Below are 14765 nucleotides of genomic sequence, written 5' to 3'. Positions count from 1 at the left end.
GCTCGTCGGGGGTGCGCGTGCTCGCGATCCGGGCGTGCTACGCGGAGGAGGTGCGGCGCAAGCGGGTGTTGACGAACTCTCCGAGGCCCCACCGTCCCAGCTCACGGCCATAACCGGATCGCTTGACGCCACCGAACGGAAGCCCGGGCAAGGTGGTGCCGTGTTCGTTCACATACGCCATGCCCACCTCCAGGCGGTCGGCGACCTCCTGAGCCTTCGCTGCATCGGTGCTCCAGACCGAGCCGCTGAGACCGAACCCGACATCGTTCGCGAGCCGGACCGCGTCGTCGACCGAGGACACCTTGTAGACCATGCCGACCGGGCCGAAGATCTCCTCGGAGTACGCGTCCATGTCCGGGGTGATTCCGGTGAGCACCGTCGGCTCGAGGAAGGCACCTGCGCGGTCGACGGGCGAACCTCCGGTCTCCAGTCGGGCGCCCTGCGCCACGGCGGTGCGGACCTGCTCGGCCACCGCGTCGCGGGCGTCGACCGACGAGAGTGGGCCGACCTTCGTCCCGGAGTCCGTCGGATCTCCGACCGCCGTCTTCTCGAACTCGGCGACGAGCTTCCCGACGAAGTCGTCGTAGAGTTCCTCGAGGACGATGAAGCGCTTGGGTGAGTTGCACGCCTGCCCGGCGTTCGAGAGGCGCGCCGTGGCGGCGACGTGGGCCGTGCGTGCCATGTCGTCGGTGTCGAGCAGAACGAACGGATCCGAGCCACCGAGTTCGAGCACCGACTTCTTGAGGTTCCGCGACGCCACCTGGGCGACAGCGGCTCCCGCAGCCTCGCTTCCGGTGAGTGAAACTCCTTGAATCGCAGGGTTTTCGATCAAGGATGCCACCTGGTCACTGCTGGCGTAGACGTTGACGTATGCGTCCTCGGGGACGCCGGCGCTGTGGAGGATCTCTGCCATCAACGCGGAGGACGCGGCGCAGATGGAGGCATGCTTCAGGATGATCGTGTTGCCCGCCAGCAGGTTCGGCGCCGCGAACCGCGCAACCTGGTAGTAGGGGTAGTTCCACGGCATCACGCCGACCAGCGGGCCGACCGGACGCTTCTGCACGATGGACTCCGTCGCGCCTTGTGGGTCGAGGGTCTCCACCGCGAGCAACTCCGGACCATGGTCGGCGTACCACCGGTAGATGTCGGCGGCCAACTGGACCTCGCCCGCCGCCTGCGCGAGGGGTTTGCCCATCTCCGTCGTGATCATCCGCGCGAGTTCATCGGCCCGCTCCTCGTAGAGGTCCGCGGTTCGACGCAGTGCATCGGCTCGCTGATCTGCCGGCACCGCGCGCCAGTGTTCGTAGGCGGTCACCGTTCGGGCGACGACCTGCGGGATGTCGCCGTCGGTGAGTGACGTGAATTCTCGCTCGGTTTCACCTGTCGTGGGATTCGCGGTCACGTAGGTACTCATGACGCCGATGCTACGGAGATGGCAGGAGCTCATGGGCCTTGCTTCTCATGAACTCTTCTCGATTTCCCTGTGGGAAGTCGTACGTTTGAGGGCATACATGGGTGGGTACGGGGCACCTCGAGCGGCTTGGGGTGTGTGCCGGTGCAGGACGCTGTCCGCCGTCGTTGTCCGAGGTTACGTCGGTGCCCACGTCTCGCACCAGTGTTGATACTCGTTCTGTATCGATGTGGTCCAATTTTGACTTGGACATGAATTGATGCGTCGTCCTACCGTCGTCGTACGGCTCCGGTCACGCTTAGTGGAACCCCCGAACGCGGACGTGACCGGAGCTCCCCACACAGTCGACGGAGGGCGGACGCAATGACCACCGCGCAGCGGAACGCGACACTGACCGGACAGATGATCATCGCGGGTGACGCCGTCACCGGTACCGGCAAGGTCGTTCACGGCGTGAACCCGGCAACGAACGAGCAGTTGGCGCCCGCCTACGCCCACGGCACCATCGCCGACGTGGAACGCGCCACCTCCGCCGCCTCCGAGGGGTTCGCCGCATACCGCGCAACGTCCTCGCAGGACCGCGCGGCGTTCCTGGACGCCGTCGCCGACAACCTCGACGCGGCCCGCGACGACCTCGTCGAGCGCGCCCATGCCGAGACCGGACTCCCGGTGGCGCGGCTGACCGGTGAGGTCGGCCGCACCAGCGGACAGCTGCGACTGTTCTCCGCGGTGCTCCGTGAGGGCAGCTGGAACGGTGCCCGCATCGACCCCGCGCAGCCCGACCGGGCGCCGCTGCCACGCGCCGACATCCGGCAGCGCAAGGTCCCCCTCGGACCTGTCGCCGTGTTCGGTGCCAGCAACTTTCCGCTCGCGTTCTCCGTCGCCGGTGGCGACACCGCGTCCGCGCTGGCGGCCGGCTGCCCCGTCGTCGTCAAGGCACACGACGCGCACCCCGGCACCTCGGAGCTCGTTGCCCGGGCCGTCACCGACGCCGTCGTCGCCACCGGGATGCCCGCGGGGACCTTCTCGCTCCTCTACGGCTCGGGTCAGGAACTCGGCATCGCTCTGGTCACCGACCCCCGGATCAAGGCTGTCGGGTTCACCGGATCACGTTCCGGCGGAACGGCACTCGTGCGCGCCGCGGCCGCGCGACCGGAGCCGATCCCGGTGTACGCCGAGATGAGTTCGATCAACCCCGTTTTCCCGCTCGCCGGAGCGCTGCGCGAACGCGCCGCGGAACTCGGCGCCGCGTTCGTCGGCTCGCTGACGATGGGCTCGGGACAGTTCTGCACCAACCCCGGACTCGTCATCGCCGTCGACGGCCCCGACCTCGACACCTTCATCGCCGCGGCCGCCGAGGCACTGCAGGCGAGCGCCGCCACACCGATGCTCACCCCGAACATCGCGCGCAGCTACGCCGACGGGGTCGAGGAGTTCACCGACGCCGCCACGGTCGTTGCACGGGGTGACGCGGAGGGTGGACCGAACTGCGGCCGGCCGGCCCTGTTCACTGCCCTGGCCGGCGACTTCCTGGGCTCGGAGACGTTGCAGCAGGAGATCTTCGGTGCCTCCAGCCTGATCGTCCGCTGCCGCGACCTCGATGAGGTGCGCGCGGTCACCGAACGCCTCGAGGGGCAGCTGACCGCGACGATCCACGCCGACCTCGGCGATCACGCCGACGCCGGCACCCTCCTCGACCTGCTCGAGCTCAAGGCCGGACGTATCCTCTTCAACGGCTGGCCGACCGGCGTCGAGGTCGGGCACGCGATGGTGCACGGCGGCCCGTACCCGTCCACCTCCGACAGTCGCACCACCTCCGTCGGATCGCTCGCCATCGAGCGGTTCCTGCGCCCGGTCGCCTACCAGGACGTCCCGCCCGCACTTCTGCCGACAGCCATCGCCGACGGCAACCCCGATCGCATCTGGCGCCGCGTCGACGGCGAACTCACCCGCGACTGAAGTCTTCCCACCACCCTTCCTTCTCCTAGGAGTCCCCATGCTCGATGGCGTTCTGTTCTTCCCCGTCACCCCCTTCGGCGCCGACGGCGAGGTCGACTACGACCGGCTCGCCGAGCACGTCGAGCGCGGCGTGGCCGCCGGACCCGGCGGCGTCTTCATCGCCTGCGGCACCGGCGAGTTCCATGCACTCGGCCTCACCGAGTTCGGCCGCATCGTCGCCAAGGCCGTCGAGGTCGTCGCCGGCCGGGTGCCGGTGTTCGCCGGTGCCGGTGGATCACTCGTGCAGGCCCGCGAGTTCGCGGTCAGCGCCAAGGAGAACGGCGCCGACGGCATCCTGCTGCTCCCGCCGTACCTGGTCGGCATGCCGCCCGCCGGCCTCGTCGAGTACACGCGCGCCGTCGCCGCCGCCACCGACCTGCCGCTGATCGTCTACAACCGCGGCAACGCCGTCTACAACGAGGCCGCTGCCGTCGAGGTGGCTCAGCTCCCGACAGTCATCGGATTCAAGGACGGCACCGGCGACCTGGACAACGTCGGCCGCATCGTCACCGCGGTCCGCGGCGCACTGGCCGACTCCGGCAAGGACTTCCTGTTCTTCAACGGTCTGCCCACCGCCGAGATCACGCAGCAGGCGTACCGCGCCATCGGCGTGACGCTTTACTCGTCGGCGACCTTCGCGTTCGCCCCCGAGATCGCCCTGGCGTTCTACCAGTCGCTCGAGTCGGGCAACGCCGAACTGACCGAAGCACTGCTGCGGGAGTTCTTCCACCCGCTGGTCCGCCTGCGCAACACCGTCCCCGGATACGCTGTCGCCCTCGTCAAGCACGGCGTCACCGTCGAAGGCGTCGACGCCGGTTCGGTGCGTGCACCGCTCGTGAACCCCAGCGCCGAGCACCAGAAGGCGCTCGTGGACATCATCGCCGCCGGTCGGGCGGTGCTGGCCGACTCGCTGGCAGCGACCGTCTGATGCACCCCACCACGATCACCGAGGTCCAGGTCACCCCGGTCGCGTTCCGTGATCCGCCGCTGTTGAACACCGTCGGTGTACACCAGCCGTACGCGCTGCGTGCGATCATCCGGATCCGTACCGACGGTGGTCTGACGGGAGTCGGCGAGACCTACGCCGACACCGCCCACCTCGCCCGGATGGAGGCCGCGGCCGAGACGCTGATCGGGCTGGACGCGTTCGCGCTCAACACGATCAGGTCGGTGATCGACGACCGGATCTCCCGGCTGTCCGTCACCGGCGGCGACGGTGTCGCCGGGATGATCACCACCGCCAGCACCACCGACCGGGTGTTCTCCCCGTTCGAGGTGGCCTGCCTCGACATCCAGGGCAAGGCTCTCGGCCGGCCGGTGAGCGACCTGCTCGGCGGCGCGGTCCGCGACCGGGTTCCGTTCAGTGCCTACCTGTTCTACAAGTGGGCGGGTCATCCCGGCGCCGCCGGCACACACCCCGTCGCTTCGCTCGCCCCGGAAGACGAGTGGGGTGCCGCGCTGGACCCGCAGGGCCTGGTCCGGCAGGCGCGGCGGATGATCGACGAGTACGGTTTCACCGCGATCAAGCTCAAGGGCGGGGTGTTCCCGCCCGACGAGGAGATCGCCGCGATCAAGGCCCTGCACGCCGAATTCCCCGGCGTGCCACTGCGTCTCGATCCCAACGCCGCCTGGTCGGTGGACACGTCGATCAGGGTCGCCTCGGAACTCGACGGCATCGTCCAGTACCTCGAAGACCCGACCCCCGGACTCGACGGCATGGCCGAGGTGTCGGGGGAGGCGAAGATGCCGCTCGCGACCAACATGTGTGTCGTCGCTTTCGAACACCTGAAGCCGGCGGTGGTGAAGAAGTCGGTCTCCGTGGTGCTGTCCGATCACCACTACTGGGGTGGTCTGCAGCGTTCCCGCCTGCTGGGCGGGATCTGCGACGCCTTCGGTCTCGGACTGTCGATGCACTCGAACTCGCACCTGGGCGTCAGCCTGGCGGCGATGGTGCACCTCGCGGCGGCCACACCGAACCTCACCTACGCGTGCGACACCCACTGGCCGTGGAAGTCGGAGGACGTCGTGAAACCCGGTGTGCTGCGCTTCGTCGACGGCGCCGTCCCCGTGCCCACCGGCCCGGGCCTCGGCGTCGAGATCGACGAGGACGCTCTCGGGGCGTTGCACCAGCAGTACCTGGACTGTGGAATCCGCGATCGCGACGACACCGGTTACATGCGGTCCGTCGATCCCACCTTCGAGAACACCAGCCCGCGTTGGTGACGCGCACCTGTGTGGTGAATCGGTAGCCTGCCGGCCCGGATGTGTTCGCCGACGTTGTCGGACACATCCGGGCCGGTGCCGTACGCTGATACGGATTTCGTGCATATGCAGTGAAACCGATGCCGAAGGTGGATCGATGTTCTCGTTGTCGCGACTGGCCTGCTTCATCGCGGTGGCCGAGGAACTGCACTTCGGCCGGGCCGCCGAACGCCTGCACATGACGCAACCCCCGCTCAGTCGGCAGATCCAGCAGCTCGAACACGAGCTGGGGGTTCAGCTGATCGAACGCAGTAGCCGGGCGGTCGCCCTGACGGCGGCCGGGGCCGCGTTCCTGCCCGACGCCCGGCGGATCGTCGCGCTCGCCGAGGGCGCCGCCATGACCGTGCGACGGGTGCCGGCCGGTGACCTGGGCACCGTGAACATCGGCTTCACCGGCGCCTCCGCGCGCGCCGTGCTCCCGCGACTGCTGCAGGCCGCACGGGAGAAGCTTCCCGACGTACGTCTGGAGCTGCGGGAGATGGTGACTGCCGCGCAGATCGAGGCACTCGCCGCAGGTGAGCTGGACCTCGGTATCGTCCGTCCGCCGGTGTCCCGCCCCGGTGTGCTGACCCGGGCGCTGCACCGGGAGAACCTCGTTGCGGCGCTACCGGCGGACCACGAGCTCGCCGGCGCCGAGCACTTGCGCATCGAGGACTTCGACGACCAGCCGGTGATCATGTACTCACCGGTGGACGCGCGCTACTTCAACGAGTTGCTCATCAGCACGTTCACCGCTGTCGGGGCCTCGCCGAAGTACGTGCAGTACGTGACGCAGGTCCACACCATGCTGGTGCTCGTGCACTCCGGCCTCGGGATGGCGCTGGTGCCGGAGTCGGCCACGACGATGCACCCCGACGGCGTGGTATTCCGGGAGGTCGACGCGATCCGCGACCGACCCGTCCAGATGAACATCGCCTGGCGGGGTGACAATCCCAATCCGGCACTGGCCAGGTTGATGAACGACGTTCTGCCGGAACGGGAATGGCGCTAGATTCTCGTCTCACACGGCGGCGCGGACGGGCGGCTTGACCGCGGCGACCGGGCAGTGGGCGTCGAGCAGGACACGCTGCATCGCGCTGCCGGTGAGCAGCTTTCCGACGGGGGAGCGGCGCTTGAGTCCGATGACCACCAGCTCGACGGATTCGTCGTAGGACGCGTTGATCAGCTGGTCGGCATGGGAGAGACCCGGGTCGCTCTCGGCGACCCGGTAGGTGACACCCGCCGCGTCTGCCGCAGCGCGGGCGGAGTTCAGGTCGTCCGTGAACACGTCGTCGGTGACCGTCTCCTTCTCCGCGATCACGAGCAGGTCGCAGCCGCGCATCCGCGCCTCGGAGAACCCGAACGCCAGGGCGCCACGGCCCTCGACCGTCGGCAGATAGCTCAGAACGACGGTCATCGGGCGTCCGTCCGTGAGGTCGGAACCGGCGTCACGAGTCCGCCGGTGCGCAGGAACTCGTCGAGGTTCCGAAGGGTGAGGGCCTCCATTGCCGCGCGCGTCTCGACCGTGCCGCTGGCGAGATGGGGGAGCAGGACCACGGTGTCGAGGTCGATCAGCTGCGCGGGCACGTGGGGTTCGTCGGCGAAGACGTCGAGGCCTGCGCCGGCCAGTCCGCCGCCGCGGAGCAGTTCGACGAGGGCGGCCTCGTCGACGACGCTGCCCCGGGCCACGTTGATCAGGAAGCCGTCGGGGCCCAGCGCCTCGAGCACGTCCCGGTCGACCAGGTGCCGGGTGCCCGCGCCACCGGCGGCGGCGACGATCAGCACGTCGACGGAGGCCGCCAGGTCGCGAGGCGAAGCCGCGTAACGGTAAGGGCTGCCGGCGATCTCGCGACGGTTGTGGTACGCGATCTGGCATCCGAAGGCGACGAGCCGGTCCGCGATCGCCGATCCGATCCGGCCGAGTCCGACGATGCCGACCCGCGAACCGGACACCTTGCGGGTGAGCGGGACGTTGCCCAGAACGGGCCAGCGCCCGGCGCGCACGTAGCGGTCGGCTGCGCTGAAGCCGCGCATCGTGTCCAGCAGCAGTCCGACGGCCGTGTCGGCGACGCAGTCGGTGAGCACGTCCGGGGTGTTGCTGACCCCGACACCCAGTTCGCCGGCACGTTCGACGTCGGTGCTGTCGTAGCCGACGCCGAAGTGGACGACGGCACCCAGGTTCGGCAGTGCGTCCATCAGGGTCGCGTCGACGCCGGTGCGGCCCGAGGTGACCACCGCGGTCACGATGTCGGCGTTTTCGGCGAGCCACTGTGCGCGGGCATCCCCGTCGGGGAGGCGATCGGCCCCGTACCTGTCCGCCAGGGCTTCCTCGAGAGACGGCTTCAGGGGGCCGACCTGCAACACCGAACCGGGAACGACCTCCGGGAATGGCTGTGCGGCAATCGGTTCGGACGTTCCGACGGTGTCGTCGACGCTGGTCACGTGGTGGACTCCTCGCGTGCAGGGCCGGTTCCCTGTCGAACCGGGCACGAATTCACGGTATTGCTCCGCTCGAATCGCTGTCCAAGACGCAAATAACATGGATCGATGCCGAAACGGCATTGACGACCCGTTGTCGTTACCTTCTCGCGTGGGCCGGTGTCGGAAAATCACAGGTCAGAGCTGTGATCCGCGTCTCCCGGGGCGTTGGGCGATGCGCTTCTCGGGGGCCCTCGGTGCATCAAAATCCCAGTTCGCGGCTGTTTTCCTCGGTTGACGACCGTTCTCCCGCGCTCCTAGCGTGTGTCTACCGTCACAACGACGGGCACATCGTCCGCGAGGTCACTCTCGCAGTCTTCTCCCATCGGAGGTCCCCATGCAGATCGCACGGCAGCCGCGGAATCGCGTGACCGGTGCTCTGGTCGCGTCGGCGGTCGCAGTGCTGACGGTCAGCGGATGCTCGGTCGCGAACACGACTCGGAGTGAGAGCGCCAGCGCCGACACCCTGCGCATCGTGCTGCCGCAGGAGCCGCCGACCCTCGAACCGTGCGACGCCTCGCTCACCGCCACCGGTGTGGTCGTCCGCTCGAACATCACCCAGCCGCTCATCGAGCGGAATCCCGCCACCGGAGACCTCGAGCCGATGCTGGCCGACTCGTGGCAGCAGGTGGAGCCGAACCTGTGGCGGCTGAACATCGTCTCCGGCGTCCAGTTCAGCGACGGCGCGCCCTTCGATGCGACGGACGCCGCGTTCTCCATCGAGCGGACCTTCAACGGCGCCATCGGATGCGACGTCAACGGCTACGTCTTCGACGACAGCGAGATTCAGGTCGACGCGGTGAACCCGACCACGCTGGAACTGCGAACCGAGGCGCCGGATCCGATTCTGCCGCTGCGGCTGTCGTTCATCGAGATGGTGCCGCGCACCACCGACTCCGAGGGCAAGGTCCGCGAACCGGTCGGCACCGGCCCGTACATGGTCGACTTCTGGGATTCCGGGCAGCGGATCGCACTGAAGGCGAACCCCAACTACCGAGGCGAGACGCCGGCCTTCACACGGGCGGTCTACCAGTGGCGCGCCGAGGGCAGCGTCCGCGCAGCGATGGTCACCAACGACGAGGCGGACATCGCCACCTCGCTCGGACCGGAGGACGGCGCCGGCGATCTCGGTATCTCCTACGTCAACAACGAGACCACCGCGTTGCGCATGCACGCCACCGAGGCGCCGCTCGACGACCTGCGGGTACGCGAGGCCATCGACCTCTCGATCAACCGCGAGGGCATCGTCGACGCTCTCTTCCAGGGGCTCGGGTTGCCCGCCGCGCAGCTCGTCGGAGCGAACATCGTCGGATACAACGACGCGCTCACTCCGACGCCGTACGACCTCGAGCGGGCGAAGGCGCTGATCGACGAGGCTCGTGCCGACGGCGTCCCTGTGGACCGCACGATCCGGCTCATCGGCCGCACCGGCCAGTTCCCCAAGATCAACGAGACGATCGAGGCGATCCAGTTCTCCCTCAGTGAGATCGGCCTCGACGTCAAGATCGAGATGATGGACACCTCCGGTCAGATGCAGTACCAGGTCCGGCCGTTCGTGCCGGGCGCAGGCCCCTTCCTGCTGATGATCATGCACGGCAACCAGGCCGGAGACACCCAGTTCACGCTCGACCAGTACATGCTCAGCGAGGGCTACCAGAGTTCCTGGGGTACAGCGGAATACGACGACGAGATCCGGGCGGCCGAGGCGCTCACCGGGGACGCGCGACAGACCGCACTGGCCGCAGTACTCGGCGACGAACCGGCCGAGATCCGGCAGTACGCCTACATCGCCCACATGGAGGCGGTCCTGGCCAAGTCGCCGCGAGTGGCCTACCAGCCGAACTCCGCCACCGGTGACGAGATGCGTCTGGCCGAGATGACCCAGGCCGACGCATCCCACGACTGACCCCCTGACCAGCCACCCCGTCCCACGAACCGAGGCGAAGATGCTCCCCTTCCTCCGACGCCGGATGTTCACCAGCCTGATCCCGCTGGTCATCGTCCTGTTCGGCGTGTTCCTCATGGCCCGCCTCACCGGCGACCCGACGAACCTGTACCTCCCGGTGTCGGCCACCCCCGAGCAGCGGGCCGAGTTCGCCGCCGCCAACGGGCTCGACCAGCCGGTCTTGCAGCAGATGCTCGACTACCTCGCCGGCGTCGTCCACCTCGACTTCGGGGAGTCTCTGAAGACCGGGCAGGATGCGGCAGCCATGGCGCTGAACGCGTTCCCGGCGACGTTGCAGCTCGCGTTCATGACGCTGCTCCTGTCCGTCATCGGCTCGGTGGTCCTCGGCTGCTGGGCCGCCTACCGGCCGAACTCCCTCGCCGACCGGGCGTCGAGCCTGCTGTCGATGACGGCCGCCAGCGTCCCGGACTTCTGGTTCGCCATCACCGGCATCTGGATCTTCGCGGTGGTCCTCGGCTGGCTGCCGACCTCCGGCACCGGCGGAGTGCTCTCGTGGGTGCTGCCGATCGCGACGCTGATGATCCGGCCGCTGGGCGTGCTCACCCAGGTGGTGCGTGGCGCCATGGTGTCGGCACTGTCGGCGCCGTACGTGAAGGTGGCGCGCAGCAAGGGCGCCGGCGACCTGCGCGTGGTCACGCACCACGCCCTCCGCAACGCCGCCGCACCGGCACTCGTCGTCGCGGGCGACCTCGCCGTCGGCCTCATCAACGGCGCGGTCGTCGTCGAGGCCATCTTCGGCTGGCCCGGCATCGGCAAGCTGATGATCGACTCGATCCTCCAGCGGGACTTCGCGGTTCTGCAGGCGGCCGTGCTCCTCACCGCCGTCAGCATCTTCATCCTGAACATCGTGATCGACGCGGTGCTGGCACTGCTCGACCCGCGGGTTCGCGACAAGGCAACGGTCTAGGAGGCCCACATGTCACTCGTCACCGACCCGCTCGACCCGGGCAGCCCGGTCGCCTCCACCGACCCGGCAGGCGACTCCGTCGCCACGAAGAAGGTTCCCGCCGGTCAGCTGCCGCTGTGGAAGCTGCTGCTGCGCGACAAGCTCGCCACGGTCGCCGCCGTCGTCCTCGGCTTCGTTCTCCTCGTCGCGATCTTCGGTCCGTGGATCGTCGGCGACGCGGCGACCGACCAGAACCTCGACGAATCCAACCTGCCGCCGTTCAACCTCGACACCGGCTGGATGAACGTTCTCGGCACCGACCCCCTCGGACGCAGCATGCTGGCCCGGCTGATCGTCGCCTGCCAGACAACTCTCATGGTGTCGCTGCCCGCGGTGATCATCTCCGGCGTCGTCGGCTCCGCGATCGGTATGTGGGCCGGCTACCACCGGGGCTGGCGGGAAACCACCGCCATGCGTGTCGCCGACGTGATCATGAGCTTCCCGTCGCTGCTGCTCGCCGTCGTCGTGCTGTACGTGTTCTCCCCGAGCGCGGCCAACATCGTCGCGGTTCTCGCGATCACCCGCATCCCGATCTACCTGCGCACCGCCCGAGCCGAGTCCGCGGAACTGCAGAGTCGGGTGTTCGTGGACGCGGCCCGCACCTTCGGCGCGAAGAGCGGCGCGATCCTGCGCGGGCACGTGCTCCCGATCCTGCTGCCGACACTGCTCACCGTCGCAACCCTCGACTTCTGCTACGTCATGCTCGCCGAGTCCTCGCTGAGCTTCCTCGGCATCGGCATCCAGCCGCCGGACATCAGCTGGGGCCTGATGGTCTCGCAGGGCCGGACGTACCTGCAGACCGCATGGTGGCTCTCCTTCTTCCCGGGCCTCGCGATCGTGATCACCACCGTCTCCGCGACGATCCTCGCCGCGTGGGCGCGCATTGCGACCGACCCCGGACAGCGGTGGCGCCTCACCACCCCCAAGGCCCGCAAGTCGATGTTCTCCTCCCGAAAGGCCGTGCGATGAGCGCTCCTGCCCTCGAGACCCCGGTGACCGCCGACGGCGACGACCGCGTCGCACTCGACGTCGCGGACCTGACCGTCGACCTGCACACCCCAACCGGGACGGTTCGCGCTGTCGACCATGTCTCCTTCGTCGCGCGCCACGGGGAGACGCTGGCGCTGCTCGGCGAATCCGGTTGCGGCAAGTCGATGACGGCGCAGGCCCTCGTCGGCCTGCTCGCGCCGATTGCCGAGATCACCCACGGCTCCGTCACCCTCGACGGCGTGGACCTGGTCACCACGAGCCGGTCGAAGCGTCGTCAGATGGCCGGCACCGAACTCGCCATCGTCTTCCAGGACGCGTTGACCGCGCTGAACCCGGTGTACACCGTCGGGACCCAGCTCGCCGAGCCGTTCCGCATCCACCGCAAGATGTCGCGGAAGGCGGCACGCCGCGAGGCGATCGAGCTGATGCGGCACGTCGGCATCCCGGAACCGGAGTCGCGCGCCGACTCCTACCCGCACCAGTTCTCGGGCGGCATGCGGCAGCGACTGCTGATCGCGATGGCGGTCGCGCTGAGTCCGAAGGTGTTGCTCGCCGACGAGCCGACCACCGCCCTCGACGTGACAGTGCAGGCGCAGATCATGGCGCTGCTCCAGCGGCTGCGCGAGGAACACGACATGGCCGTCGTCCTCATCACCCACGACCTCGCGCTCGTCGCCGAGCAGGCAGACAAGGTGGCGATCATGTACGCCGGGTCCGTCGTCGAGACCGGGCCGGTGGCCGACGTCTTCGAACGTCCCACCCACCCGTACACGAAGGGGCTGCTCGACTCGGTGCCGGTGAGCGCCGAACGCGGCGCGGACCTGAAGTCCATCGGCGGCACTCCGCCCGACCTGCACTCCATCCCGACCGGATGCGTCTACCAGGCGCGGTGCCCGCTCGCCCGCCAGCGCTGCTTCGACGAACGGCCCGCACTGCGCCCGACCGCGCCCGGCCAGGCCGCGGCCTGCCACTTCTCGGAGGAGATCCCCAATGCCTGAGACCAGCACCGCCGACCGTGTACTCGAGGTCCGGGACGTCGGGAAGACCTTCACCGTGTCGGGGAAGGCGGGACGCAAGCAGCTCCGTGCCCTCGACGGCATCGACCTCGACCTCCGGCGCGGCGAAACCCTCGGGCTCGTCGGCGAATCCGGTTGTGGCAAATCCACTCTCGCCCGCACCCTGATGATGCTCGAGCGACCCGACACCGGAACCGTCCGCTGGGACGGCACCGACCCGTACACCCTCAAGGGCAAGGACCTCCTCGCGCTGCGCCGCAAGGTGCAGATGGTGTTCCAGGACCCGTACGCCTCGCTGAACAACCGGATGAGCGCGGCCGAGATCATCGCCGAGCCGTGGCGCACCCACAAGGATCTGTACCCGTCCAAGCGGGACCGCGCGGCGCGCGTGCGGGAGCTCCTGCACCTCGTCGGGCTGCGTCCGAGCGACGAACACCGCAGCCCCCAGGAGTTCTCGGGCGGTCAGCGTCAACGGCTCGGTATCGCGCGGGCGCTCGCGCTCAACCCGGAGGTGATCATCTGCGACGAGCCGGTGTCCGCGCTCGACCTCTCCGTGCAGGCGCAGGTGCTCAACCTCCTGAACGAGCTGCAGCAGGAACTCGGCATCTCCTACATCTTCATCTCGCACGACCTGTCGGTGGTCCGGCACGTCGCCGACCGGGTCGCGGTCATGTACCTCGGTCGCATCGTGGAGACCGGCTCCACCGAGTCCGTGTTCGACCACTCCGCGCACCCGTACACCGAGGCGTTGATGTCCGCGGCGCCGACACTCGATGCGCAGGCGCGACGTTCTCGCATCCTGCTCGAAGGCGAGGTGCCGTCGCCGCTGAACCCGCCGTCCGGGTGCCGGTTCCGGACCCGTTGCGCCCACGCCACCGACGTCTGTGCAGGCGCCGTCCCGACGGCCGTGTCCGACACCGCGGAGTCCGGGCACGTCGCCGAGTGCTTCCACCCTCGAGGCCGGGTCTCGCTGGGTGTGCCGGCCGTGGCGTGAGCACCGCAGCCTTCGCAGTCGTCGCGGCGGCCGTCGCACTCGCCTCGTGCATGCAGGCGTCCATCGGATTCGGAATGGGGATGCTCGCCGCCCCGGTCGTCGCGCTGATCGATCCGACGTTGCTGCCGGGAACGCTGATCATGTCGGCGAGCGTCGTCACGCTGCTGGTGCTGCTCCGCGAGCGGGAGAGCCTCGACCTGCGCGGCACCGGCTGGGCACTCGTCGGCCGGGTTCCCGGCACCATTGCCGGTGCCCTCCTGCTGGTGTGGCTTCCCGAGAGCGGACTGTCCCTGCTGCTGGCGCTGGTCGTGATCGGCGGCGTGGTGCTGACCGGGTTCGGCTGGAACCCCGCTCCGGTGCGCCGCAATCTCGTCACCGCCGGTGCCGCATCGGGACTGCTCGGGACCGCGACGTCGATCGGTGGGCCGCCGATGGCGCTGGTCTTCTCCGGTGAGGAGAACGCCGCGGTCCGTAGTAACCTCAGCGCCTTCTTCCTGGTCGGCAGCATGTTCTCGCTCGCTGTCCTCGCGGTGACCGGGCACGTGAACGTGCACACCGCGGTCGTGTCGGCGTGGCTGGTGCCCGCGATCGTCGCCGGATTCCTGTTGTCGCGGTGGGTGAACCGCTTGCTCGACAGGGGCCGGCTGCGCACCGTCTCGATCGCCGTGTCGGCGGTCGGCGCGGCTCTGCTCGTCGGACAACAGGTGTGGCTCGCGAGCTGAACC

General features: G+C 68.8%; 13 protein-coding genes. 10 read left to right on the top strand and 3 right to left on the bottom strand.

Annotation, left to right across the window (positions count from 1 at the left end; genetic code table 11):
- Nucleotides 1-37: 37 nt before the first annotated feature.
- On the bottom strand, nucleotides 38-1414 hold the full coding sequence (locus ACFSJG_RS18300) for an NAD-dependent succinate-semialdehyde dehydrogenase (protein WP_378486659.1): 1377 nt from the start codon (nucleotides 1412-1414) through the stop codon (nucleotides 38-40).
- Between the two features lie 360 nt (nucleotides 1415-1774).
- Between ACFSJG_RS18300 and ACFSJG_RS18295 the strand changes: the two genes are divergently transcribed.
- From ACFSJG_RS18295 to ACFSJG_RS18280, 4 genes are all read left to right on the top strand, one after another.
- Entirely contained in the window at nucleotides 1775-3370 is a 1596-nt protein-coding gene (locus tag ACFSJG_RS18295; protein WP_378486658.1) for an aldehyde dehydrogenase (NADP(+)), read from the top strand.
- A gap of 37 nt (nucleotides 3371-3407) precedes the next feature.
- The gene (locus ACFSJG_RS18290; protein ID WP_378486657.1) at nucleotides 3408-4337 is read left to right on the top strand and encodes a 5-dehydro-4-deoxyglucarate dehydratase; all 930 of its coding nucleotides are present in this window, start codon (nucleotides 3408-3410) and stop codon (nucleotides 4335-4337) included.
- Nucleotides 4337-5632: a glucarate dehydratase family protein gene (locus ACFSJG_RS18285; protein ID WP_378486656.1), complete on the top strand. Its 1296-nt coding sequence runs from the start codon at nucleotides 4337-4339 to the stop codon at nucleotides 5630-5632. Before ACFSJG_RS18290 ends, ACFSJG_RS18285 begins: the two co-directional genes overlap by 1 nt.
- Before the next feature lie 136 nt (nucleotides 5633-5768).
- Nucleotides 5769-6662 carry a LysR family transcriptional regulator gene (locus ACFSJG_RS18280; protein ID WP_378486655.1) on the top strand — a complete coding sequence of 298 codons (894 nt, stop codon included), beginning with the start codon at nucleotides 5769-5771 and terminating at the stop codon, nucleotides 6660-6662.
- Nucleotides 6663-6671: 9 nt separating this feature from the next.
- Here the strand turns inward: ACFSJG_RS18280 and ACFSJG_RS18275 are convergent, their stop codons facing one another.
- The gene (locus tag ACFSJG_RS18275; protein WP_378486654.1) at nucleotides 6672-7067 is read right to left on the bottom strand and encodes a universal stress protein; all 396 of its coding nucleotides are present in this window, start codon (nucleotides 7065-7067) and stop codon (nucleotides 6672-6674) included.
- Nucleotides 7064-8053: a 2-hydroxyacid dehydrogenase gene (locus ACFSJG_RS18270; RefSeq protein ID WP_378486863.1), complete on the bottom strand. Its 990-nt coding sequence runs from the start codon at nucleotides 8051-8053 to the stop codon at nucleotides 7064-7066. The genes ACFSJG_RS18275 and ACFSJG_RS18270 overlap by 4 nt, the downstream gene beginning before the upstream one ends.
- Before the next feature lie 412 nt (nucleotides 8054-8465).
- On the opposite strand from ACFSJG_RS18270, the gene ACFSJG_RS18265 reads away from it, so the two are divergent.
- Genes ACFSJG_RS18265 through ACFSJG_RS18240 form a run of 6 tightly spaced genes read left to right on the top strand, consistent with a single transcriptional unit; the run spans nucleotide 8466 to nucleotide 14762 of the window.
- Nucleotides 8466-10034: an ABC transporter substrate-binding protein gene (locus ACFSJG_RS18265; protein WP_378486653.1), complete on the top strand. Its 1569-nt coding sequence runs from the start codon at nucleotides 8466-8468 to the stop codon at nucleotides 10032-10034.
- A gap of 40 nt (nucleotides 10035-10074) precedes the next feature.
- Nucleotides 10075-11001, top strand: coding sequence for an ABC transporter permease (locus ACFSJG_RS18260; protein WP_378486652.1), 927 nt, complete (start codon nucleotides 10075-10077; stop codon nucleotides 10999-11001).
- Between the two features lie 9 nt (nucleotides 11002-11010).
- On the top strand, nucleotides 11011-12009 hold the full coding sequence (locus ACFSJG_RS18255) for an ABC transporter permease (protein ID WP_378486651.1): 999 nt from the start codon (nucleotides 11011-11013) through the stop codon (nucleotides 12007-12009).
- Entirely contained in the window at nucleotides 12006-13028 is a 1023-nt protein-coding gene (locus ACFSJG_RS18250) for an ABC transporter ATP-binding protein (protein ID WP_378486650.1), read from the top strand. The genes ACFSJG_RS18255 and ACFSJG_RS18250 overlap by 4 nt, the downstream gene beginning before the upstream one ends.
- On the top strand, nucleotides 13021-14040 hold the full coding sequence (locus ACFSJG_RS18245) for an ABC transporter ATP-binding protein (protein WP_378486649.1): 1020 nt from the start codon (nucleotides 13021-13023) through the stop codon (nucleotides 14038-14040). Before ACFSJG_RS18250 ends, ACFSJG_RS18245 begins: the two co-directional genes overlap by 8 nt.
- Nucleotides 14037-14762 (top strand): TSUP family transporter, encoded by a 726-nt coding sequence (locus ACFSJG_RS18240; protein ID WP_378486648.1) that lies wholly within the window; start codon nucleotides 14037-14039, stop codon nucleotides 14760-14762. The genes ACFSJG_RS18245 and ACFSJG_RS18240 overlap by 4 nt, the downstream gene beginning before the upstream one ends.
- Nucleotides 14763-14765: the final 3 nt, after the last annotated feature.

It is taken from the genome of Rhodococcus gannanensis, assembly GCF_042681175.1.
In the GTDB taxonomy this organism is placed as follows: domain Bacteria; phylum Actinomycetota; class Actinomycetes; order Mycobacteriales; family Mycobacteriaceae; genus Rhodococcus_G; species Rhodococcus_G gannanensis.
This window is presented reverse-complemented; position numbering and strand designations above follow the sequence as displayed.

Excerpts from the sequence above, each read along its gene's own strand:
- ACFSJG_RS18300 (WP_378486659.1), bottom strand. The coding sequence starts at position 1,414 with ATGAGTACCTACGTGACCGCGAATCCCACGACAGGTGAAACCGAGCGA.
- ACFSJG_RS18295 (WP_378486658.1), top strand. The coding sequence starts at position 1,775 with ATGACCACCGCGCAGCGGAACGCGACACTGACCGGACAGATGATCATC.
- ACFSJG_RS18290 (WP_378486657.1), top strand. The coding sequence starts at position 3,408 with ATGCTCGATGGCGTTCTGTTCTTCCCCGTCACCCCCTTCGGCGCCGAC.
- ACFSJG_RS18285 (WP_378486656.1), top strand. The coding sequence starts at position 4,337 with ATGCACCCCACCACGATCACCGAGGTCCAGGTCACCCCGGTCGCGTTC.
- ACFSJG_RS18280 (WP_378486655.1), top strand. The coding sequence starts at position 5,769 with ATGTTCTCGTTGTCGCGACTGGCCTGCTTCATCGCGGTGGCCGAGGAA.
- ACFSJG_RS18275 (WP_378486654.1), bottom strand. The coding sequence starts at position 7,067 with ATGACCGTCGTTCTGAGCTATCTGCCGACGGTCGAGGGCCGTGGCGCC.
- ACFSJG_RS18265 (WP_378486653.1), top strand. The coding sequence starts at position 8,466 with ATGCAGATCGCACGGCAGCCGCGGAATCGCGTGACCGGTGCTCTGGTC.
- ACFSJG_RS18260 (WP_378486652.1), top strand. The coding sequence starts at position 10,075 with ATGCTCCCCTTCCTCCGACGCCGGATGTTCACCAGCCTGATCCCGCTG.
- ACFSJG_RS18255 (WP_378486651.1), top strand. The coding sequence starts at position 11,011 with ATGTCACTCGTCACCGACCCGCTCGACCCGGGCAGCCCGGTCGCCTCC.
- ACFSJG_RS18250 (WP_378486650.1), top strand. The coding sequence starts at position 12,006 with ATGAGCGCTCCTGCCCTCGAGACCCCGGTGACCGCCGACGGCGACGAC.
- ACFSJG_RS18245 (WP_378486649.1), top strand. The coding sequence starts at position 13,021 with ATGCCTGAGACCAGCACCGCCGACCGTGTACTCGAGGTCCGGGACGTC.